Genomic DNA, 23,334 nt, shown 5'->3' with positions numbered 1-23,334 from the left:
TTAATACGCCGCTTTGTTGATAAAGCCTTTAAAGATGGTCAGAAAAACGATTTTGATATCGAACCACAGGCTCCATTCACGGATGTACTCCAGATCGAACTCAATACGTTTTTCCATTTTTTCCAGCGTGTCAGTTTCACCGCGCCAGCCATTAATTTGCGCCCAGCCGGTAATGCCGGGTTTCACTTTATGGCGCAGCATGTAGCCTTCAATCAGTGAGCGATACTGCTCGTTATGCGCCACCGCATGCGGGCGCGGCCCGACAATGGACATGCCACCGGTCAGCACATTAATGAACTGCGGCAACTCATCAAGAGACGTGCGGCGTAAGAAACTGCCAATGCTGGTAACACGTGGGTCGTTCTGGGTCGCCTGCGTCACCACGCTGTCGTTTTCCATCACCTTCATCGAGCGGAATTTCCACACTTTGATCGGTTTGCCATCCATGCCGTAACGCGTCTGGCGGAAGATAACCGGGCCGGGTGAATTGAGCTTCACCGCCACCGAAATCGCCAGCAGCACCGGGGAGATCAACAGCAGAATCAGCGAAGAAAGGACAATATCTTCCAGGCGTTTCAGAATGCGGTTCACGCCGGAGAGCGGCGTGTCATAAAGCGGCACAACCGGCACGCCGTTCACCTCTTCGATACGCGAGTGCAGAATATTGAAGGTAAAGACATCCGGGATCAGGATCACTGAACAAGTGGTATCCGCCAGTTGGCGCACCAATTTTTTGATACAGGCGGCGTCGTTCATCGACATCGCGATGTAGACGTTATGGATTTTGCCCGCTTTCGCATCATCAACCAGTTGGTCGAGATTGCCCGCCCAACCTGTGGTGATACCGCCCGGCTGTGGATCGTGGTAAACCCCGACCACATCAAAACCGAGCCACGGTTCATTGCGAAAACCTTCCAGCAGCTCTTGCCCCATCGGCATATTGCCTGCTACCGCCACGCGCCGGGTGTTGTAGCCCAGGTTGCGCAGCCAGCCCGCGCCGAAGCGGATCACCGCACGACACAGCATTAAGCCCATGCTGGTTAAGAAATACCAGGCCAAATAAATAGCGAAGGTGTTGTCAAAGTCAGTATTAAACGCCAGCAAACCGGCGCTAAAAATGAGACTCAATGTCCAGTTCTGTAACAGCAACGTCAATTCAGTCATGATTTTGACGCCCCGCCACGACCGATAAAAATCCGTCATTCCGCCGATCATCTGGAAGACGACCAGGGTTATCAGCGCCATCATGAGATGCATGTAGAGAAACGGCAACGCATTGACTTTACACACTAACCACAGCCCACCAAACATGATGGTGATGTCTGAGAATCGCTGCACGATAGAGATTAACGATGCATTCGTTCTGGCTCGATCGCGCTTTTTTAGATGAGTCATCGTTGTACCTGCCTGTATGCTCCCCTCCCCGCCGAGGAGGAGGAGAACGCCTCGTAATTACTGATTCAACAGCGCCAGAATTTCCTGCGTTCGTGCCTCCATTAACGCGACATCGCGCCGGGACTCCACGTTCAGGCGCACCACCGGTTCGGTGTTGGATGAGCGCAAATTGAAGCGCCAGTCAGCGAAAGCAATGCTGATGCCGTCGGTGCGATCAATGGCCAGCGCGCCGGGCGTGAAATGTTGCTCAACACGTTGAATGGCGGTTGCCGGATCGGCCAGCTTGCTGTTGATTTCCCCGCTCGCCGGGAAGGCCACCATGCGGTCGCTTACCAGCTCAGAAAGGGTTTTGCCTTTCAGACACAGCAGCTCAGTGACCAACAGCCACGGGATCATGCCGCTGTCGCAATAGGCGAAATCACGAAAGTAGTGATGCGCACTCATCTCGCCGCCGTAAATGGCGTCTTCTTCGCGCATACGCTCTTTAATAAACGCGTGTCCGGTTTTCGACATCACCGGCGTGCCGCCAGCGCGGCCCACGACGTCAACCGTATTCCAGGAGAGACGCGGATCGTGGATGATTTTCGCGCCTGGGTGTTTTTCCAAAAACGCTTCCGCCAGCAGCCCGACGATGTAATAGCCTTCGATAAACTGGCCTTCGCCATCGAACAAGAAGCAGCGGTCAAAGTCGCCATCAAAGGCAATGCCCATATCCGCCTGGTGCTCGATGACGGCGTTGCGGGTGTCCGCGCGGCACTCTGGCAGCAGCGGGTTAGGGATCCCGTGCGGGAAAGTGCCGTCCGGTTCGTTATGCACTTTGATGAAAGTTACAGGGACATTCAGCGCTTTAAAGCGCGCTTCAATCGCATCCACAACCGGGCCTGCCGCACCGTTACCGGAGTTGATCACCAGCTTCAGCGGTTTCAAATTGCCCGGCTTGATGTAGCCCAGCAGATGGTCGATATAGGCATCGCGCAGGTTGATTTGCTCATAGCTGCCGCGTTTTTCCGGGTTGACCGGCGGGAAGTCGTTCGCTTCTGCCAGGCGCTGCACATCGCGCAGGCCGGTATCGCCGCTGATCGGGCGCGCGCCTTTGCGCACCAGTTTCATGCCGTTGTAGTCCATCGGGTTGTGGCTGGCGGTCACTTCGATGCCGCCATCAACGCCCAAATGGAAGGTGGCGAAATAGATCTCTTCGGTGCCGGAAAGCCCAATATCCAGCACATTCACGCCCGCGTCCTGCAAGCCTTTTGCCAGCGCCAGCTTCAACGATTCGCTGGTCTGGCGCACATCGCCGCCGAGCACAATGGTCTGCGGCTTCAGGTATTCCCCGTAGGCGCGGCCAATACGCCAGGCTATATCTTCATTCAGTTCTTCGCCCAGCTTTCCGCGAATATCGTAAGCTTTAAAACAGGTTAATTTTTCCATCATTACCTCTTCTTCAGGCAACAGTCAGCCTTGACCGCATATGGCCATTTTTGTTGTTAGGGTTAAATTTTTTCTGGCCGAACCCGCCACTGCTGTTCGGCAACGGGCGTCAAATACGCCCGTAACGATCCGCAAACCGCACAATGTCGTCCTCTTCCAGGTACGAGCCGGAGCGCACCTCGATCAAGTCGAGCGGAATTTTTCCTGGGTTTTCCAGGCAGTGGCGCGCGCCAAGCGGAATATAGATAGATTCGTTTTCACCGAGCAGCTTGACGTCATCGTCGATGGTGACCTTCGCGGTCCCCGCCACAACAACCCAATGTTCTGCACGGTGATGATGCATCTGCACGGACAGCCCTTCGCCCGGTTTCACGGTGATGCGTTTCACCTGGTAACGGTCGCCCGCGTCGATGGAGTCATATTTGCCCCACGGACGGTACACTTCGCGGTGAATATGGTGCTCATGGCGCCCGTCGGCTTTGATCTGCTCCACCACTTTCTTCACGTCCTGCACCGAATTGCGATCGGCAATCAGCACGGCATCTTTGGTCTGCACGACCACTAAATCTTTCACGCCGACCGTCGTCACCAGCCCGGATTCCGCATAAACATAGCTGTTCTCGGTTTTATGGCTGATAACGTCGCCGTGATGGACGTTTCCCTCCGGCGTGTGCTGGCTGATTTCCCACAGCGAAGACCAGGAACCGACATCGCTCCAGCCTGCGTCCATCGGCACCACGACCGCATCGGCGGTTCTTTCCATGACGGCATAGTCAATGGACTCTTCCGGGCAGGCGAGGAAGGCTTCTTCATCAACGCGGATAAAGTCCATATCCGGGTCGGTGGCTTCCATCGCTTTTTCGCAGGCTTCAAGAATGTCCGGACGGTATTTCTGCAACTCTTCCAGGTAGCGACCTGCGCTGAACAGGAACATGCCGCTGTTCCAGTAATATTCACCGCTCGCTACATAACCTTGCGCGGTTTCCAGGTTCGGTTTTTCCACGAACTGCGCCACTTCGAAGGCGACCGCGTCGACCTGGCCGGCCGTCACTTCGCCACGGCGGATATAGCCATAACCGGTTTCCGGCAGATCCGGCACAATGCCGAAAGTCACCAATTTGCCCGCTTCCGCGTACGGCATGGCATCACGCACAGAGGCGCGGAAAGCGTCTTCGTTCTGGATAACGTGGTCCGCCGCCAGCACCAACATCAGCGGATCGCTGTCCGGGTTGTGGCGTTTAACGGCCAGTGCCGCCAGCGCAATCGCCGGCGCGGTGTTACGCCCCGCCGGTTCAAGAATGATGTTTTCAGTCAGCTTATTCAGCTGGCGCAGTTGTTCTGCGACGATAAAACGGTGCTGTTCATTACAAATCACCACCGGGCTTTCACACTCGACACCGTTCAGGCGGCAAACCGTGGTTTGCAGCATGGTGAGCTCGCCCTTCAGGCAGAGAAACTGTTTAGGGTAAAGCACGCGAGACAGTGGCCACAGACGGCTGCCCGAGCCCCCGGCCATCACGACCGGATAAAGTTGTGTTTGACTCATGATTTATCCCCATTCCCATCGAAATTCAGGCGTGCTTCGGGTTGCGCGCTCTCGCGGGGGCGCACCGGCTTCGCGGAATTCTCTGGGCTGATATCTGCAATAAACTGGCTTAACACGTTCTCTTTTTCGAGCGTGCGTTCGGCATATTCACGTGCCACCGTGTTGTTTGTGGGCAGCGCAAGCGCGCGTTCAATGCCCGAGGTCAGCGCCTCAACCGATTCCGGTTCGACGCAAACCGCAATGCCCGGCTCGGTCAGACATAGCTGACCAAGCTCAGTACTCTCTTCGGCGGTGATGACCGCATTGCCGCCCACCGCCAGAATGTTGGTCAGCTTGGAAGGCAGCACCGCATCCGCCGCGCCGCGCTTCTGGATGACCAAATGGCAATCGCCGACTTTCAGCAAAGCGGGCAGCGATTCGTAAGGCTGCAACGGGAAGAATTTCACGTTGTCGAGGCCGCGTTCGCTGACCATTTTTTCCAGCCGCGCTTTACCGCCGCCCTGCCCGACGATCACAAACAGCCAGGGATGGCTTTGCAGTCGCGCGGCGGCTTCAATCACATTTTCAAGCCCCTGCTTCTCACCGATGTTGCCGGAATAAAGAATGATTTTTTTGTCATCAGGCAGGCCAAGGTTTTGACGTAACTGCGCGACGCTTTCGTCATCGACATCGCGGAAACGCGCCACTTCGGACCAGTTCGGGAAGAAGATAATGTTGTCTGCCGCAACCCCTTTCTCCCGGGCTTTGTTCATCATTGAGCGGGAGATGGTCGACACATTGTCGACGTTATGCAGGTTGCTGCGTTCAAACGCGGTCGCCAGTTTTGCCACGCGACCGCTTTTGCCTTTGCCCGCCATGCCCAAACCGAGCATCGCGTCGACTTCATAATCCTGAATGTGCAGCAGCGTTTTCGCGCCGCTCAGTTTTGCCAGCAGGCGCATGCCCGGTGTGCAAAACAGTGTTGGCACCACACCGATAATGCGATCCGGTTTCCAACTGCGCTGCGCCATCAGCGGGAAAAAACTGCTGAGGGCAAAGCTGCCAAGGTGCAGTAAACGTTTTAATGTTGACGGCTGCTTCGGTACATACAGCGGGCAGCGCCACACCGTGGCCGCCCCCTGCTCTTTCCGCCAGCGCCAGGCGCTGTAGTGTTCACCTACTTTCCATTCCGGGTAGTACGGCGGTGCGGTGATCACGCGGACGTCATGGCCCTGACGGGCCATCCATTCCACCATCTCGCCGGTGTACTTACCGATCCCAGTCAGTTCCGGCGAATAGTTGATGCCATAAACCAGGATTTTCATAAGCCCGGCACTCCCTGCGCGTCGAGGAAATAGGCACGGCTGTTGTCATGCACCAGCGGGTCGGCAACTAACGTCTCCGGCGACACCCAGCGATAGTCATCGTGCTGATCCGGCTGCAGGGCAAGCGCTTGCTCGTCCACGCGCAGGCGAAAACCCAGCACAATGTAGTGGGTGGTGAAATCCGGGCCGGAGAAGTTATCGTCATAGAAGTGCTGCCAGACGCCGTAAAACTCACCTGCCGACATCGGCAGGCGCAGTCCCAGCTCAGCCTGGGTCAGCCGCTCGAAAGCGGCGGCCAGCGGCTCATCCTTTTGCACGCGTCCGCCCGGCACAAACCAGTATCCCTGGGCCGGACGGTTAGTACGTTTGCCGAGTAAAAACTCGCCGCGCGAATTTTCCACGATCAAATCGATGGAAATCAGCGGGGTTGAACGCACCACCGTGGCAAAATCTTCATGACTTAAAAACATGCCTACCCCCGGAACCGGTGCTGGTTTTCAAGGAACCACTGATAGGTGCTCGCAAGCCCCGCTTCCAGTGAGATCTCGTGATACCAGCCAAGCTGATGCAGGCGTGTCACATCCAGCAGTTTGCGCGGCGTGCCGTCTGGTTTAGTGGCGTCAAACACCACGCGACCTTTGTAGCCCACCACGCTCGCCACGGTTTGCGCCAGCTCGCGAATGGTGCAGTCCACGCCGGTACCGACATTGATATGGGACAGCATCGGTTCGGTGTTTTCTTGCCACACTTCGCGCGCCAGTTCCTGAACATGAATGCTGGCCGCGGCCATATCATCCACATGCAGGAATTCACGCATCGGCGTACCGCTACCCCACACCACCACATCCGGCGTGTTTTCCTGGGTCGCTTCGTGGAAGCGTCGCAGCAGCGCAGGGATCACGTGCGAGTTGCTCGGGTGGAAGTTATCGTGCGGCCCGTACAGGTTGGTCGGCATCACCGAACGATAATCACGGTCGTACTGGCGGTTGTAAGACTCGCACAGCTTGATACCGGCAATTTTCGCAATCGCGTAAGGCTCGTTAGTCGGTTCCAGCGTCCCCTGTAACAGCTCACTTTCCGCGATCGGTTGATTCGCCAGTTTCGGGTAGATGCAGGACGAACCGAGGAACAACAGCTTGTTCACGTCATGCTTATGCGCGGCGTGAATGATGTTGCTCTCAATCATCATATTTTCGTAGATGAAGTCCGCCGGGTAGGTATTGTTTGCCACAATACCGCCCACTTTCGCCGCCGCCAGGTAAACCTGATCGATACGCTCCGCCGCGAAAAACGCGTCCACAGAGGCGGAATCCAGCAGGTTCAGTTCCTCGCGGGAACGCAACACCAGTTCGATATCCGCACGCTGTTCGAGCTGCCTTACGATAGCTGACCCCACCATCCCGCGATGGCCAGCCACAAAAACACGTTGTGTGGTCATGCTCAGGACTCCAGCGCGATGGCAACCTCGTAACCGTGGGCCTTAAGCAGTGAGTGTTTTTTCGCTGCTTCCAGATCTTTTGCCACCATTTCAGAGACCATTTCTTGCAGCGTGGTTTCCGGTTTCCAGCCCAGACGCTCGTGTGCTTTGGTCGGGTCGCCCAGCAGGGTTTCCACTTCAGCAGGACGGAAGTAACGCGGGTCAACGGCGATAATCACATCACCCGGTTTCACGCCCGGCGCGTCGTGACCGGTCACAGAAACGACGATACCTTTCTCTTCCACGCCAGTGCCTTCAAAGCGCAGTTTGATACCGAGTTGTGCCGCCGCGAATTCGACGAATTGACGCACGGAGTACTGCACGCCGGTGGCGATAACGAAATCTTCCGGTTTGTCCTGTTGCAGCATCATCCACTGCATTTTCACGTAATCTTTCGCATGGCCCCAGTCACGCAGGGAGTCCATGTTGCCGAGGTACAGGCAAGATTCCAGGCCCTGGGCGATGTTGGCGATAGCGCGGGTGATTTTGCGGGTCACGAAGGTTTCGCCGCGACGCGGAGATTCGTGGTTGAACAGGATGCCGTTACAGGCGTACATGCCATAGGATTCACGGTAGTTGACGGTGATCCAGTAAGCGTACAGTTTGGCGACGGCATACGGAGAGCGCGGGTAGAACGGCGTGGTCTCTTTCTGCGGGATTTCCTGCACCAGACCATACAGTTCAGACGTGGAGGCCTGGTAGAAACGGGTTTTCTTCTCAAGGCCGAGGAAACGAATCGCTTCCAGCAGACGCAATGTACCCATGGCGTCAACGTCAGCGGTGTATTCCGGGGATTCGAAAGAAACCGCAACATGGCTCATCGCACCCAAGTTGTAGACTTCATCCGGCTGAACTTCCTGCAGGATACGGGTCAGGTTTGACGAATCGGTCAGGTCGCCGTAATGCAGGTGGAACTTCGGATTGGTGGTGTGCGGATCCTGGTAAATATGATCAACACGCTCAGTATTGAATGAGGAAGCGCGGCGTTTAATGCCGTGAACTTCGTAACCCTTTTCCAGAAGCAGTTCTGCCAGATAAGAGCCATCTTGCCCGGTAACGCCGGTGATGAGAGCGACTTTAGACATAATTTATTTTCCTCAATGTTCCCTGTTAGGGAGTTACCTTTTCAACGCGTTCGCGCGTTACCACTGCGGGATTGCCACGGCAAATCACGTTTGCCGCAAGCGATTTAAAAACACTGCTGCGCGCACCGACTACCGTCCCGTCGCCGATGGTGACGCCAGGGGCGACAAACACATCCGTCGCCAGCCAGCACTTGTCACCAATCACGATTGGCGTCGCGTTAATATCAAAATGCGCGCTCATATAATCGTGACTGCCGGTGCACAAATAACATTTCTGTGAAATCACAGAGTTCGCGCCGATAGAAATATCACCCAGCGTATATAACACTGCGTCATCTCCTACCCAGCTGTAATCGCCTAAGGTTAATTTCCACGGGTAGGTAATTTTTACCGATGGACGAATAACCACGCCTTTACCAATTTTTGCGCCAAATAAACGCAATAAGAATGCGCGCCAGCGATACAGCACCTGCGGGGACCATGCGAATAATGTCGCCTGAACCGCCCACCATAGTTGAACCTTAATAGCGTTGCCGCCCCGAAAGCCTTGCGGCACGGAGAATCCTTGTAAATCCTGCATATTCTTTCCTTATATCTGGGCGTTATGCTTTGTTATATAAGGCCTTTGCTTTACCCGTCGTTCTTAAACGCAACATATAAGACAACTGCGCCCAAAAACCCGGCACGTGCAATATTGTGCGTTGGACCTTTCGGGCGTCCTGACATAATTCAAGGTTATTGGAAGTGGATACGCCGCCCATGGAAAATTCAGATACCAGCCCTTTCAAACGCTTAAAGGGAAAGCCCGCTTTAAACATTCTGGCTGCTAACGCGTAATCGGAAGAGACTTTAAATTGCAGATCGTAGGGGTAAGTTTTCAAACCATTAACTGGGAAAAATATTGCCTGATGGCTGGCCGGTAAGCTGTGATAAATATACCAGCCATGTTTAGCGCCACGACGTAATTTGGTGCCGTCGCCGAAATCCAGCATCGCGTCGCCAATATACATCGCGTTTTCTGATTCTTCGTCCAACTGGCGAACAACATCCACAATTTCTTCATGGAATATATCGCCAGAATTCAGAAACAACGCAAAGCGTCCCGCGGCCATATCGATACCTTTATTCATGGCGTCGTATATGCCTTTATCGCGTTCGCTGATGTAACGTAAATTATATTGCCCGTTGAGGCTTTTCAGAAATTCCTCAGTGCCATCTTGCGAGCCGCCGTCTACGACAATCCATTCGAATTCGATATTCTGCGCTTTCGCCAGGTGAGCCAGCGACTGCCAGGTCTTCATCACACCTTCATAATTGCGAAACGCGACAGTAATAACACTTAGCAGCATGTGACCCACCTCTTTCATGAATTCACGATATTCAACGCTTTACGCAGAATAAACGGACATACAATTAAAAACGCATATTCCGGGCTAAAGATAGACCCCGTAAAAAACAACGATATCGGAGTAAACAAGTAAAGTTGAACGCGAAAATTCTGATTATTGCCAAAGGCATTCATCGTCATTTTAGCCACTTTAAACAAGTACCATCCGCTCAGTAATATCGCAAACCATGAAAAATAAATGATCAGCAGATACAACCCATTGTCTATTGTTTTTCCGACGTCTGCACCGTTAAAGATTCCGAATGATGCGACATATTCATAAAGTGAGCCGAATCTTACTACACCATCAATATTGGTCAGTGAATATCCCACCATCACAAGCGGACCGATAATACGGTAATAAGAGGAAGAGCCTTCCGTTCCTAAATCGCCGAGGCGTGTAGCGATGTATGGAAAAGCAAATACTATGCCGACAATAAACACCGCCAGTGAAATAATTGCCAACGGTAACTTTTTGCGGATCGCGTCTTTGTTCAGATACTGGAAAGCCCATTCCAGCAAGTAAAACAGGATAAATGTCATTACCCCAGAAAACGATCCCGAAAGCACTATCCCTGCCAAAATCATAGCATCGGTTTTCGGAGTTTTGATACCAAACTGTTTGATGCTGAGCCAAATTGAGATTAACGCCAGAGCGAAGAATGCCGGTTCGAAATAGAGCGCAGTGGTTCGTTTACCGCCGAACTTGATAAAATTCAGCACGTAACTGTTACTGTAAATAAGATATTTCGAAATTGCTTCCATTAAACTACTGCCGCCAGTAAGAATTATCTGTGCCATTTCCATTGCCGCCAGCGCGACGATCATCGCCACTACAGCATAAAAAAAGCGCAAAATCTTACGATAGTTATGCGGCGATATCGTTTTGAAGCGAATACTCCACACCATGCCAATAATGATCACGATGTAGACAAACAGCATTGTCGATGTGACGTATTTGCTGGCATCCAACGATTTACCGAAAAGGAAGTTGAACAGGGTTAATCCGGCGCCCATTCCCAGGGCTATCATCAACTTCTTCAGGCTGATGCGCTCAACATAGAGCAGCAACAACACGGGTAAAAAGGTGACGATGGTTATCGGGAAACTTTCACCTAACTGCAAGATTTTGACGTTAACCAGCAGGTAAATGAGCGGCAGCAGCAAATAGCTACAGATTCTGATAGAACGAGACATATTCCTCCAGCATCTGTTGACCGCTGTAAGCCTGACGGCTACGCGCGCGAAACGCGTCAAGGCTTTCACCAAACACTGCCTGCGCGATTTCTGCTTTATGGCACTGCACCAGCGGCAGCACCTCCTGTTCGCTGAACGTTTTGCCGCCTGATTTCTGCAACACTTCCCGCGCCGCATCGCTGTGGGTGGCAATCACCGGCACACCGATCGACAGCGCTTCGCACAAAATCAGCGGATAGTTATCGACTCTTGAGGTAAATACCAGCGCATCCATCTCGTTGAGTTCACTCATCAATTTGCGCTTATCGGTCAGAAAGCCATGGTTAACCACGTTCGGCGCTTCAAACGGCGAGAACTTGCCGAAAGTATGCAGCTCAACGCGGTCTTCCATCGCCATAATGTCGCGTACCAATTGTTGATTGGTTTTGCCGTCGTAGCGCAAATCGTGGGCGACCACGGCGATTTTCGGTTTCCCTTGCGTCACTTTGACTGGCGCCAGCTCCGCGAGAATCGCTTCTGTCGCGACATCAATACCGTTATTGATAATGCGGCAACGCCCGGCGCCGTACAGGCTGTTAAAGGCGTCCGCCACGTGCTGGCTCGGGGAGATAAACTGGCAGCCCAGCGCCAGCATATCGTTGAATAACTGGCGTTTACCGGCCACTAATTGATGTGCGCGATCGACTTTCACCGGCGGATAGTTCGCCAGCGTCGGGCATTTCTGGCAGTTGCTTTTCCAGCCTTCACAGCCATCGGTAAAGGCGCAACGCCCGGTCACGCTCCAGTGGTCATGCAGCGTCCAGACGAAAGTGACATCCGGCTTGTGCGCCTTCACTTTCTGGCAAAATTCGACAACATCTTGCAGGTTCAGCCAGTAGCTGTGCATCACGTGGAAATGGATAACCACCGGCCCTTCAGTGCGGGTCACCGTGCGATAAAGATTGTTCAGATTGCCGAAAACATCGCGGTTAAACAGGCGGAACAGCGCCAGGTTCGCGATAGAGGTCAGACGCGGAGTCTGCTTGTAGACGTGTTGATAATTGTCGTGGCTGACGCTTTTTTTGCCGCCTTTGCCATAGCCGTAAATAAAACGCGACTGGATACCCTGTTGCAGCGCGCGCTGGTGTAAATCCAGCGCGACGCCCGCAGCGCCTCCTTCAGCGAGGCGAACATTAAATTGCAAAATATTCATTTGATCACCTTCACACGCGCTTTCTCACCCACCACCAACGCGTTATCCGGCACACTGTCGAGCACCACACTGCCCGCGCCGACGGTGACATTATTTCCGATCGTAATTTCGCCGATCATGACCACGTTCGCGCCCAGCTCAACGCTGTTGCCAATGACCGGGCAGGCCATGTTATCCGCGCCGCGATTACCGATGGTCACGCCGTGACGAATCACGAAATCATCCCCGGCAACGACGTTTTTGTTGATCACCACCGCATAGCCATGATGAATGGTGAAACGGCGACCGATGGTCGCAGCGGCCTGAATCTCGTAACCAAACAGGCATTCGGTGATAAAGCGGTACAACAGAATGACCGGCGCCGCCCATAGGTTGTTGATGACATGCTTTTTACGCCATACCGAACAAAAGTGTGCAATGCGATAGGCCGCAACCATGCAGCACGGGCGCAGGTTCCAGTGGTTCGCGCGAAAATCTTCCAGTCGCATTATTTCCCCCGCAGGCCATCAGCCAGACGTTTGCCGTTACGCAGCGAAAACAGCGTTAGCAGCGTGCGCCAGTTCATCCGCTTATTACGGATCTGGTACAACGTAAAGAGCTGATATTTTTTGCTGGCACGGTCGAACTTGTCTTTGTGCTTGCGATAAAAATGGAAGTAGCCGGAAAATTTCTTCGGCGAAGAGGTGATCTGCATTTCACCGTGGTTGATGTGCAGGATTTGCGTGGCCTCTTCGATTTTCCACGGCTCTCCGTACTCTTCCACCATCCGCAGGAAAATGTCGTAATCCTGAGCGGCTTTTAGCTGGGTATCGAACAGACACTCTTTGAAGCGCCAGCCCCAGGTAAACACCTGGTTACCCACAATGTTGCGCTTATAGAACAACTTGCGGGAGAACGGCGATTTGGGATACAGCGGCAAACTGGCCGGTTGCGCGTACACTTCGCCCTGGCAGACATAGTCATTGGCGTAGAGAAACGCGCGCGTAGTGAGGAGATGTTTATTCGCCAGGAATACCGACAGGCGGTTCGGCGTCCATTCATCATCGTCATCAATCCCGGTGATGTACTGGCCGGTGGCCTGCAAAATAGCCTGGTTGCGCACTGCGCAGGCGCCGGAGTTGATAGCGTTGCGCGTGTAGCTCACGCGCGCGTCACCCAATTCCTCAACAAACTGTTGTAGCTGTTCGAACGACGCGGAGCAGTCATCGACGATGATCATTTCCCAATGCGGGTAATCCTGGCGCAGCACCGATTTAATGGCGCGGATTGCCAGCTGCTGCCGGTTCCAGGTTGGCATATAAATTGAAATTAATGGGTTTGCTGTTGTGCTCATGATGCGATCCCTAATGCGTTCAACATGCCGCTTTTGCCCTCACTCCGTCCCTCCCCCTTATAAAGGGAGAAGGCGGAGCGCGCGGAGGGTAGAGGTGTGGGTCTTGTTATTTCGAATCGGACTTGTATTCGTATTCGTAGTAACCGTAATCCTGATAACCACTGGCGCGACGGAAAATCGAGTTCAGGATCACCCCTTTCACCTGAATACCGTTCTGCTCGAAGCGGCTCAGGCTGGTCTGGATCTCTTTCAGCGTGTTCACGGCGTAACGCGCGACCATCAGCGTGGTGCCTGCATGGCGACCGACGACGGCGGCATCCGTTACCGCGAGGATTGGTGGGGTATCGATCAGCACCAGGTCATACTGGCTGCTGGCCCATTTCACCAATTGCGAGAAGCGCTCGCTCATCAACAGTTCAGACGGGTTCGGCGGCACCTGACCACGTGGAACCAGGTCGAAATTGCTGATCGAGGTTGGTTTCGCACAGTTTTCTACCGAGCCTTTCCCTGCCAGCACATCCGACAGACCGTTAATGTTGTCCGTGCCCAACAGTTCGTGGGTGTAGCCTTTACGCATATCGCAGTCGATCAGCAGCACACGTTTGTTGGTCTGGCTAATCACTGCCGCCAGGTTGGCGCAGACAAAGGTTTTACCGATTGACGGGCTGACCCCGGTCATCATCAATACGTTGTTGTTGGCCTGCATCATGGCGAAGTGCAAGCTGGTGCGCAGGCTACGTACCGCTTCAATCGCCAGATCGGTTGGGTTACCGACCGCCAGCAACTGGCTCTGCTTGTAACGCTTCGCGCCTTTGATGGTTTTGACGCTATCCCGCGCTTTTTGCCACTCGGACAGCGGGATGCTGGCGTAAACGCTGATGCCATGCTCTTCCAGAACCTGCGGGCTTTCGACTCCACGGTTGAACAGCGCGCGCAACAGCACACCAACCACCGAGATAATCAGACCCAAAATAATGCTGCCGAGAATGATCAGCGCTTTCTTCGGTTTCAGTACGCCAGGCTGGGTAATGGCCGGGTCGACGATACGCACATCCCCCACGGTACTGGCCTGTGTAATGCGCAGTTCTTGCTGTTTGTTCAGCAACTGCATGTACACCTGCTGACCGGATTCCACGTCACGCGTCAGGCGAACAATTTCCTGTTGCGTTTGCGGCATCGCGGTAATGCGGTTATTCAGTTTCGCTTTCTCATCTTCCAGTGCCTGGCGTTTTTCCAGCAGCGTGCGGTACGCCGGGTGCACTTTGGTATAAAGCTTGGAGATTTCCGCTTCTTTAAAGGTCAATTCGTTTAACTGCGAGTCGATGTTAACCATCGAGTCGAGTACCGATTTCGCTTCCAGCGGCAGGTCAACGGAATCTTTCGTCTGGCGGTAGGTATTGAGCTTGTCTTCCGCTACGTCCAGGTTCTGACGCACTTCCGGCAGTTGCTTATCAAGGAAGATCAGGCTCTTTTCTGCTTCTTCTGACTTGCGCGCAATGTTCTGCTCGAGGTAGTTACGGGTGATGCTGTTAAGAATGGCGCGGATCTGGTCGCGATCTTCGCCGGTGTAGCTCAGGCTCAGCACCCCGGTATCTTTACCGTTTTCCATTACCGTCAGGTTGTTTTGCAGATTGTTGATCATGCCAAGCGTCGAGAATTTGGTCACGGTGAATTCGCTGTCGTTCGAGGCCTGAATCGCGCCCACCATCATGGTGACGCCGTCTTTACTCAACAGTTTGCCGACTTCGCCGCGTGCTTCAAAACCGCCGTCACTGCTTAACAGATACTGTTTCGGGCTCAGCACTTTCACCGTAAAGGTTTGTTCCGCCATGCCTTTCGCCAGCGTGAACGTAGTGACTTTCACGGTTTCGTTCTGGCGACCCATCAAACGATCCCAACCCGCACCAAACAGTGGAAAAGTGTTTTTTACCACGGAGATGTCGAGATCAAGATCGTCAACGGTTTTGCCCAGCACCAGACGTGACTGGATAAGTTGGATTTCAGCGTCGGACGCCGGCGGTTTGTTGGTCAATGCGCTGTTCAGATCCTGAACCAGCGAGCTGCCGGTGTTTTGTTCGATCTGCACCAGTGCATCAGCACTGTAGATGGGCGTCGCGAACAGGCAGTACACGAGCGCGACCAGTGCAAACACCGAAGTGATGCCCAGTACCCACCAGCGAGCCTCAATGATTGTGCCGAGCAATCGGCCAATATCGATTTCGTCATTGCCCACCACCGGGGCAGCAGAATGCGAATGGTGTGTTTTCTCTGTCATTATTATCCCTGCTGAGCTTGCAACGCCTGCGCCCAATGGCGGGCAGACTGGTCAAGTAAGGTGTAAACAGCTTCAAAAGCTTCACGACTTTTGCGATACGGATCGGGAATCTCCCGCTCGTTATCCCAGTGGCCAAACAACATGACCTTGCCACGCATCTCGGGGGCTATCTCACACAACCTGGAAATGTGTCGTTTTTCCATGACCAGAATCAGATCGTAATCACGACACATTTTCCCGGAGACTTGCCGCGCGGTATGCCCATCCAGAGAAAGTTGGTGATCCGCCGCGACATTCATGGCACTGGAATCGGCACTGTGCCCAACCAGCGCGCCCAGCCCGGCTGACGCCACCGTTAACGCGGGTTGGTATTTTTTCAGCAGCCGTTCTGCTGTCGGGGAACGACAAATGTTCCCCACACATACCACCAGAATTTTGTTGAACATGCGCATTACCAGTTATGAACGTCGCTGGCCGTATCTGTCATGTAGCGAACACCACTGATTGTCGGCAGCAACTGATTGATAAGACGGTTCCAACGCGCCACCGGTGCGGTTGTCACGTAAACCACGTCATACGGCTGGAGTCGGAAATTGGTCGCCATTACCAGTGAGGTAGCATCCGACATATCGAGCTGGTAAATATTGGCAATCTTGTTACCACGGCCACCCTCGCTGCCTTTAAGTGGGCGAATCACAAAGATGCCGCTGGCGTTGGAAGTGGTCAGATCGATACCTTCCGCCTGGCCAAGTGCTTCGGTCAGCGTCATGCCGCTGAAGTCCATTTTGAGCGTGCTCTGTTTTTTCACTTCGCCCATGACGAACACTTTCAGATCGTCATTACGCGGCACGAACAGAATGTCGCCAGGGTAGAGCAGACGGTTCTGGCTCAGGTCGCCGTTTTGCATCAGCGCCTGCAAGGAGATGCGCTGTTCCTGGCCTTTGTGCGTCAACACAACATTACGCCAGTCGGCGTTGTCGGTGAGCCCGCCAGCGGCGTTGATGGCATCAAGAACAGTCAGCGGGACGTTGGTGATGGCCTGTTGGCCTGATTTGTTTACTTGACCGGAGATATAGGCTTTTTGCGAGCGGAACGCGGCGATATTAACGTCCACCTGCGGATCAGCAATGTATGTCGCTAAGCGGCCGGTAATATCACTACGGATCTCAGCAAGGGTTTTACCGACGACGCGCACTTTGCCGACGTACGGGTAAAACATGGTGCCATCCGGTTGAACCCAGTTGCCGGTATCGCTTGAACTACGATACTGACCGGCTGGCGTGGTCAATTCCGGGTGATCCCAAACAGTGACATTGAGTACGTCACCAGGACCAACACGGTATTCATAAGAAGAAATTTCCTGATCCAAAGACATATTTGGTTGAGCAACATTGACACGCGGGCGCAATTGTTCAATCAGACGCGGAGTCAATGGATAAACGTTCACCATGCTGTCTAAATCAAAGTCTGCATCCTGCTGTTTAATCACATCCTTTCCCATCGTAGACATATTGCTACCGGGGAAAATGGTGCAGCCACTCATCAAGCTTATGGACACCAATAATGGCATCAATTTCGTTTTAGATTTCATCATTGATTATTTATCACTTTAACAGAGTAATTATCCTGTGCGATTTAAATAAGCGCTCAAGCTGTACACAGAATCAGAATGCAGTTAATTGCGAAGAAATATAACTAGCATCAATCCTAAAAAGCATTTATTCAACCACATACGATTACAGAATAATCCAGGCTGATTGTCATGCCGACAGGCACGCTACCGCCCCTGGCTTACAGTTACCAATCTACTGTTCATCGATAAGTCATTGATAGTCATCCTTTACATCCTCGTCCGCCCGCAATGGCTCGCGGGTCAAACAGAATACGGCGGGTATCGGTTTCCGCATTGAATAACAATGCTGAAAATAACATCGCTGGTATATTTGAATGATGCTGCAAGAATTGTTGCAGCTAAGCGAATAGCAGGCAAGGTAACATCCTGCGATAATGCCTTTTTTAAGAATAATATTAAGAGCAAATTTTTTAAGTTTTAGGAATAAACGCATATTGACAGCAGATTTACATGAACTTACCTATACGACATTTCCTAATTAGCGGGTTTAAATACCTATAATTAACCCCCGCGATAATAAGGAAATGAGATTTAAATATATTCTATTTGTCATATTAAATAAGAATAATCGTAGGGTGGCATTGCATTTTGCGGCAGCTTTATCCATGATCAATTCGTGAGAATTATCATATTACAGAGGGTATTACGTTAACGATGGAATGGATTGCCGATCCGTCAATCTGGGCAGGGCTGGTCACGCTGGTGGTGATCGAGTTAGTGCTCGGCATTGATAACCTGGTCTTTATTGCGATTCTTGCTGAAAAATTGCCGCCTTCACAGCGCGATCGCGCGCGAGTAACCGGTCTGATACTCGCCATGTTGATGCGTCTGTTACTTCTGGCGTCGATTTCCTGGCTGGTCACCCTGACTCAACCTCTCTTTACCGTCCGCGGTTTAAGTTTTAGCGCCCGCGACCTGATTATGCTGGTCGGCGGCTTGTTCCTGCTCTTCAAAGCCACCGTGGAGCTCAATGAGCGCCTCGAAGGGAAAGACAGTGACAACCCCACGCAGCGGCGCGGCGCGAAGTTCTGGGCGGTGGTCACGCAAATTGTGGTGCTGGACGCCGTTTTCTCTCTCGACTCGGTGATCACCGCCGTCGGTATGGTTGACCACCTGGCGGTGATGATGGCGGCGGTCGTGATCGCGATTTCGTTGATGCTGCTGGCCAGCAAATCCCTGACCCGCTTTGTCAATAATCACCCAACAATCGTGATTCTTTGCCTGAGCTTCCTGCTGATGATTGGCTTTAGTCTCGTCGCCGATGGCTTTGGCTTCCATATTCCGAAGGGGTATTTGTACGCCGCGATTGGCTTCTCGGTGATGATTGAAGCCCTGAACCAGTTGGCTATCTTTAACCGTCGACGTTTTCTGTTTGCCAATCAGACATTGCGCCAGCGCACCACCGAAACAGTGATGCGCCTGTTAAGCGGGCGCAAAGAGGATGCGGAACTGGATGCCGACACGGCGTCGATGCTGCGCGATAGCGATGATAGCCAGCTGTTCAACCCGCAAGAGCGGCGGATGATCGAGCGCGTGCTGAATCTCAATCAGCGCACGGTGAGCAGCATCATGACGTCTCGCCATGACATTGAACATATTGATCTCAGCGCGCCGGAAGAGGAAATTCGCGCGCTGCTGGATAAAAATCAGCACACGCGCGTGGTGGTCACCGGCGGAGAAGATGAAGAGCAACTGCTGGGCGTGGTGCATATTCTCGATTTGTTGCAGCAATCGCTGCATGGTGATCCGCTGGATTTACGCGTGCTGGTGCGCCAGCCGCTGGTGTTCCCGGAAGGTTTGCCACTGCTGCAAGCGCTGGAGCAGTTCCGTAACGCCCGCACGCACTTTGCCTTTGTGGTAGATGAGTTTGGTTCTGTGGAAGGGGTGGTAACGTTGAGCGATGTGATGGAAACCATCGCCGGGAATCTGCCTAACGAAGTGGAAGAGATCGACGCCCGCCATGATATTCAGAAAAACAGCGATGGTAGTTGGACGGCGAACGGCCATATGCCGCTGGAGGATTTGGTGCAATATGTGCCGCTACCGCTGGATGATAAGCGCGAGTATCACACCATTGCCGGGTTGTTGATGGAGTATTTGCAGCGGGTACCAACGCCCGGCGAAGAGGTGCAGGTGGGCAATTACCGGTTGAAAACGTTGGAAGTGGAAAGCCACCGGGTACAGAAAGTACAGTTGATTCCGGTGCAAAACGACGACGAACCCGATTACGAGGTGTAAATCAACATTCAACCCGATAACACCTTGTCGATCCGTAGGCCTGATAAGGCGCAGCCGCCATCAGGCATTTGTCGGGTGGCGCTAATGCTTACCCGACCTACAAAACCCGCGTAGGCCTGATAAGGCGAAGCCGCCATCAGGCATTTGTCGGGTAGCGCTAACGCTTAACCGACCTACAAACCCTGCCCAGGCCTGATCAGGCGCATCAGGCATTTGTCGGGTGGCGCTAACGCTTACCCGACCTACAAAACCCGCGTAGGCCTGATAAGGCGAAGCCGCCATCAGGCGTCATTGCCCCACCAGCCACCATCACATTTTTTCGAGCAGCTTCTTCACATCCTTGCTGCTCTGCTTCTCTTTATTGCGATCGGCCCAGTTGTTCAACTTGCGTTTAGCTTCATCCTGCAAATGCTTACGCAACAGCTGATCGACCTGCAAACTGTAATTCAGCGACTGCCACTGGCCGTAAACACGCAACGGGATCGGCGTATTTTTCAGGAAGTCGACAAGCTCGCCCTCCCCTTTCCAGCCACCCAGCACCTGAATGTTAAAGTGCGTATCGGCCTGCTCTTTCACAAGATCCATCTGCCCTTCGCCGGTCAGCGTAATCAGCGCAGAAGTGCCCTGCATGTCGCTCAGCGTCATTTGCCCATCATTGAGCGACAATTCCGCGCTGAAGCTGTCGAGACGCGTGGCGTTGTCATATTTTTCCTGCGTCTGCACATCGCTGCTGCGCGCCACGGCTTGCTGAATCAGTTGCTGGAAGTTAAGCCCTTCCATACGGCTATTTTTCAGATCAACATGCGCCTCGCCCTGCCAGTGTCGGCGGAAATTTTCGGCATCAATATTCGGGCCGGAAAAATCCCCCGCCATCGTCAGGCTGCCGGTCAAGGCAATCGGATAATTGAAGGCTTTTAAAATGCTGCCGATTTCAACATTGTCCAGACGAGGCTGGAAAACCGCGCGGGATTGCTCGGTCCGCACATCCAGCTCGCCGGGCAGGGAAATCTGCCCATCGCCCAACTTGCCCTGCAACGTTGGAATGGTGAGCATGCCGGCATTGTTGTTGAACTGGCCGCTCACGTCGGCAAACTGCATACCGCGCCAGCGCACCTCTTTCGCGGTAATGCCGACCTGCGCGGTAAAACTGCGCAGCCCATTAAACTGCGGTATATCCGCGCCGCTGGCAATCACCGGGCGCGGCAGGCGGTTTTGCACCTGGCTTTGCTGAATCGGGCTACCGCTGTCTGCGGCGGTAGGTTCCGGGGGCAATAATTTGTCAAGATTGAGCGTGTCGAATTGCAGATCGAGCGCCCACACCGGCAGGCTGCCAAACGTCACGCTGCCGCTTCCGGTCAACGCACTGTCATTAGCGCGCAGCTTCATGACGTCGAGGGTCAGGCGTTGCTGAGCGCTTTGCCACTGCGCCTGAAGTTCGCCTTCGCCTTCAATTCCCTGTGTCGGCAGATCGCCGCCGCGCAGTTGCCATTGCAACTTTTCGATAACCGCGCTGAGGTTGCGCGGGTAGTCGCGGGCATCCACTTTCGCATTCAGCGAGAGCGACAAATCACGTTGATTGCGGTTAATGCGCCCGGAAAACTCAAGTGCGGCCTGGTGCCGATCGTCCTGCTCCATTTGCAGATGAATATCGCGCACCGTTAGCGGGTCATCATTTTCATGCTGGAAAACCAGCACGCTGTCAGCAACCTGAAGGTTTGCGATATCCCACGACCAGCCACGATCTTCTTCCGCTTGCGGCAGGGTATTTTCATGGGGGACGACAGGCGCGTCTTGCTGCGGGGCGGGTTTGCTCTCGGGTGTAAGTTGGATAACCGCCCCTTTCAACATCACCTGTTTCACGTGCAGTTGATGCGAAAGCAACGGCCAAAGATTGACGTCGAGGCGCATATTGTCGGCTTTCACCACCGGCGTTTGCGCACCGGGCGCGGTTAACGTCATGCGCCCGGAAAGAATGCTAAGTTGCGGCCAGACATGCCAGCGCAACGGGCCATCAAGCTGTAATTCGTAGCCACTACGTGCCTCGACCTGGCGCACCATGTAAGCACGAAAATCGTTGGGGTTTACCAGCAACACCAACGCTGACAGGCCAGCGACCAGCACGACCAGCAGGATCATCAGCGTGGTTAACACTCTTCTCATGGCGTCCTCAGTGGGTGTGAATCACTCAGTCTTTATCGATGCGGCTGGCAACCGCGCCTTGCTGATCGCGATATTTCGCGTCTTCACGGCGGTTATAAGGGCGTTCTGCCGGGCCGGACAGCGGCTCGAAGCTCAATGCGCCAATCAGCATGCCTGGGCGCAATGCCAGCGGCAGTTTGCCGGAATTGTAGAACTCCAGCACGATGCAGCCTGACCAGCCGGGATCGATGCGGTGCGCGGTGACGTGCACCATCAGCCCTAAGCGCGCCAGCGAAGAACGTCCATCCAGCCAGCCCACCAGATCCGCCGGCAGCGTAACGGATTCAAACGTAACCGCCAAGGCCAGTTCGCCGGGGTGCAGGAAAAAGGCTTCGCCGTCGGCCAGCACGATTTCATCACTCATTACGCGGTCGAGCGCGGCGCTGACTTCGTGTTTAGGGCCGCTGAGATCGATAAACGCTGCGGTATGTCCACTGAATGTGCGGAATTTGTTGCCAAGACGGACATCCACCGTCGCGCCATTAATACGTTCAACGGGCGGGCGCGGGGTAATTGAGAGTCGGCCCTCGTTCATCCAGGCTTCAATATCTCGGTCACAAAGACGCATGGCACATTCTCCTTTGGTGCAACACGCCCCTGAAAATGCCTCAGGGGCCGGGCTAATTAACACTGAGTTTGACAGCCTAACATGTATTACTCAAAAAATTGGCTGATTTTGGCCTTCAGAATATCAATGGCGATACGGTTCTTACCGCCGCGCGGCACGATAATGTCGGCGTACTGCTTGGAGGGTTCAATAAATTGCAGGAACATCGGACGCACGGTTTTTTGATACTGCGCCATCACCGAATCCATCGAACGACCGCGCTCGTTAACGTCGCGTTTGATACGGCGCATCAGGCAGATATCCAGCGGGGTATCAACGAAAATGGAGAAGTTCATCGCATTGCGCAGGCGTGAATCGGTCAGCAGCAGGATCCCTTCCAGAATGATGACTTTTTTTGCTTCGATACGAATCGTTTCCTGGGTACGGGTATGTTCAACATAGCTGTACACCGGTAACTCAATGGCTTCGCCGCGCTTAAGCGACTCTAAATGCTCAAATAACAGGCTGTGATCCATCGCGCTTGGATGGTCATAGTTCGTTTTTACACGTTCTTCCATCGACAGATGGCTTTGATCTTTGTAGTAGCTGTCTTCTGGAATAACGCCAATATGTTCATCACCTACCTGCTCGCGCAATTCGCGATAAAGCGTACTCGCAATAAGACTTTTGCCTGAAGCGGATGCGCCGGCGATGCCGATAATGACGCACTGATGAGACTGATCAGTCATAAATTTAGCGACCTGATAACCTGGATGTAAAGGAAGGGAGACGCCAAAGCGTCAAACGCGGCAATTATAGGGATTTCGCGTGCGTGATACCAGTCGAATAGGGCTTGGCCGCAAGGAGGGATAAAACGCCGCCGTTTTTTGCTATCTCTTGTGACTATTCGCACATTAATCTGCTCGAAAATGGAGCGCGGCGCGCGTTTTGCACATCGACTAAGTAATTAATAACACGATGATGTCAATTTATGAGCGCACGGCATAGGAATTGTAAATTGTTTGTACTAGCATAATCCAAAATTCAAATTTCATTCGTCGGACTCTGTTCCGAACAGCACAGGGTCGCGGACTAAGC

At 53.4% G+C, this 23,334-nt stretch carries 20 protein-coding genes; 1 reads left to right on the top strand and 19 read right to left on the bottom strand.

Going from position 1 to position 23,334, the window contains the following annotated elements; translation table 11 throughout:
* From wcaJ to AAEY27_RS08110, 16 genes are all read right to left on the bottom strand, one after another.
* Positions 1-1,395, bottom strand: a complete 1,395-nt coding sequence (gene wcaJ, locus AAEY27_RS08185; RefSeq protein ID WP_342324521.1) for an undecaprenyl-phosphate glucose phosphotransferase — start codon at positions 1,393-1,395, stop codon at positions 1-3.
* 57 nt (positions 1,396-1,452) lie between these two features.
* Positions 1,453-2,823 (bottom strand): colanic acid biosynthesis phosphomannomutase CpsG, encoded by a 1,371-nt coding sequence (gene cpsG, locus AAEY27_RS08180; protein WP_342325510.1) that lies wholly within the window; start codon positions 2,821-2,823, stop codon positions 1,453-1,455.
* Positions 2,824-2,932: 109 nt separating this feature from the next.
* Positions 2,933-4,369: a mannose-1-phosphate guanyltransferase gene (gene cpsB / locus AAEY27_RS08175; protein WP_342324519.1), complete on the bottom strand. Its 1,437-nt coding sequence runs from the start codon at positions 4,367-4,369 to the stop codon at positions 2,933-2,935.
* The gene (wcaI, locus tag AAEY27_RS08170) at positions 4,366-5,673 is read right to left on the bottom strand and encodes a colanic acid biosynthesis fucosyltransferase WcaI (RefSeq protein WP_342324518.1); all 1,308 of its coding nucleotides are present in this window, start codon (positions 5,671-5,673) and stop codon (positions 4,366-4,368) included. The genes cpsB and wcaI overlap by 4 nt, the downstream gene beginning before the upstream one ends.
* Positions 5,670-6,143, bottom strand: coding sequence for a GDP-mannose mannosyl hydrolase (locus AAEY27_RS08165; protein WP_342324516.1), 474 nt, complete (start codon positions 6,141-6,143; stop codon positions 5,670-5,672). Before AAEY27_RS08165 ends, wcaI begins: the two co-directional genes overlap by 4 nt.
* Before the next feature lie 2 nt (positions 6,144-6,145).
* Positions 6,146-7,111, bottom strand: a complete 966-nt coding sequence (gene fcl, locus AAEY27_RS08160) for a GDP-L-fucose synthase (RefSeq protein WP_342324514.1) — start codon at positions 7,109-7,111, stop codon at positions 6,146-6,148.
* Between the two features lie 2 nt (positions 7,112-7,113).
* Entirely contained in the window at positions 7,114-8,235 is a 1,122-nt protein-coding gene (gene gmd, locus AAEY27_RS08155; protein WP_342324512.1) for a GDP-mannose 4,6-dehydratase, read from the bottom strand.
* Positions 8,236-8,260: 25 nt separating this feature from the next.
* On the bottom strand, positions 8,261-8,815 hold the full coding sequence (gene wcaF / locus AAEY27_RS08150; protein ID WP_342324510.1) for a colanic acid biosynthesis acetyltransferase WcaF: 555 nt from the start codon (positions 8,813-8,815) through the stop codon (positions 8,261-8,263).
* A 22-nt stretch (positions 8,816-8,837) separates the two neighbouring features.
* Complete coding sequence (wcaE, locus tag AAEY27_RS08145) at positions 8,838-9,584, bottom strand: colanic acid biosynthesis glycosyltransferase WcaE (RefSeq protein WP_342325508.1); 747 nt, start codon at positions 9,582-9,584, stop codon at positions 8,838-8,840.
* A 14-nt stretch (positions 9,585-9,598) separates the two neighbouring features.
* A complete protein-coding gene (gene wcaD / locus AAEY27_RS08140; protein WP_342324508.1) occupies positions 9,599-10,819 on the bottom strand; it encodes a colanic acid polymerase WcaD in 1,221 nt (406 codons plus the stop codon).
* Entirely contained in the window at positions 10,794-12,011 is a 1,218-nt protein-coding gene (gene wcaC / locus AAEY27_RS08135; protein ID WP_342324506.1) for a colanic acid biosynthesis glycosyltransferase WcaC, read from the bottom strand. Before wcaC ends, wcaD begins: the two co-directional genes overlap by 26 nt.
* The gene (gene wcaB / locus AAEY27_RS08130) at positions 12,008-12,499 is read right to left on the bottom strand and encodes a colanic acid biosynthesis acetyltransferase WcaB (RefSeq protein WP_342324504.1); all 492 of its coding nucleotides are present in this window, start codon (positions 12,497-12,499) and stop codon (positions 12,008-12,010) included. The genes wcaC and wcaB overlap by 4 nt, the downstream gene beginning before the upstream one ends.
* Entirely contained in the window at positions 12,499-13,344 is an 846-nt protein-coding gene (wcaA, locus tag AAEY27_RS08125; protein ID WP_342324502.1) for a colanic acid biosynthesis glycosyltransferase WcaA, read from the bottom strand. Before wcaA ends, wcaB begins: the two co-directional genes overlap by 1 nt.
* Before the next feature lie 106 nt (positions 13,345-13,450).
* Complete coding sequence (gene wzc, locus AAEY27_RS08120; RefSeq protein ID WP_342324500.1) at positions 13,451-15,619, bottom strand: tyrosine-protein kinase Wzc; 2,169 nt, start codon at positions 15,617-15,619, stop codon at positions 13,451-13,453.
* Between the two features lie 2 nt (positions 15,620-15,621).
* Positions 15,622-16,065, bottom strand: a complete 444-nt coding sequence (wzb, locus tag AAEY27_RS08115; protein WP_342324499.1) for a low molecular weight protein-tyrosine-phosphatase Wzb — start codon at positions 16,063-16,065, stop codon at positions 15,622-15,624.
* A 5-nt stretch (positions 16,066-16,070) separates the two neighbouring features.
* Positions 16,071-17,213, bottom strand: a complete 1,143-nt coding sequence (locus AAEY27_RS08110) for a polysaccharide export protein (RefSeq protein WP_342324497.1) — start codon at positions 17,211-17,213, stop codon at positions 16,071-16,073.
* A 693-nt stretch (positions 17,214-17,906) separates the two neighbouring features.
* On the opposite strand from AAEY27_RS08110, the gene AAEY27_RS08105 reads away from it, so the two are divergent.
* Complete coding sequence (locus AAEY27_RS08105) at positions 17,907-19,490, top strand: TerC family protein (protein WP_342324495.1); 1,584 nt, start codon at positions 17,907-17,909, stop codon at positions 19,488-19,490.
* Positions 19,491-19,799: 309 nt separating this feature from the next.
* Here the strand turns inward: AAEY27_RS08105 and asmA are convergent, their stop codons facing one another.
* From asmA to udk, 3 genes are all read right to left on the bottom strand, one after another.
* A complete protein-coding gene (gene asmA, locus AAEY27_RS08100) occupies positions 19,800-21,650 on the bottom strand; it encodes an outer membrane assembly protein AsmA (protein ID WP_342324494.1) in 1,851 nt (616 codons plus the stop codon).
* 25 nt (positions 21,651-21,675) lie between these two features.
* A complete protein-coding gene (gene dcd / locus AAEY27_RS08095; protein ID WP_342324492.1) occupies positions 21,676-22,257 on the bottom strand; it encodes a dCTP deaminase in 582 nt (193 codons plus the stop codon).
* An 86-nt stretch (positions 22,258-22,343) separates the two neighbouring features.
* Positions 22,344-22,985, bottom strand: coding sequence for a uridine kinase (gene udk / locus AAEY27_RS08090; RefSeq protein WP_342324491.1), 642 nt, complete (start codon positions 22,983-22,985; stop codon positions 22,344-22,346).
* Between the last annotated feature and the right edge of the window lie 349 nt (positions 22,986-23,334).

It is taken from the genome of Kosakonia sp. BYX6 (assembly GCF_038449125.1).
Taxonomy (GTDB): Bacteria; Pseudomonadota; Gammaproteobacteria; order Enterobacterales; family Enterobacteriaceae; genus Kosakonia; species Kosakonia calanthes.
Note: the sequence above shows the minus strand (reverse complement) of the source record. Positions and strands in the feature narration are given on the sequence as shown.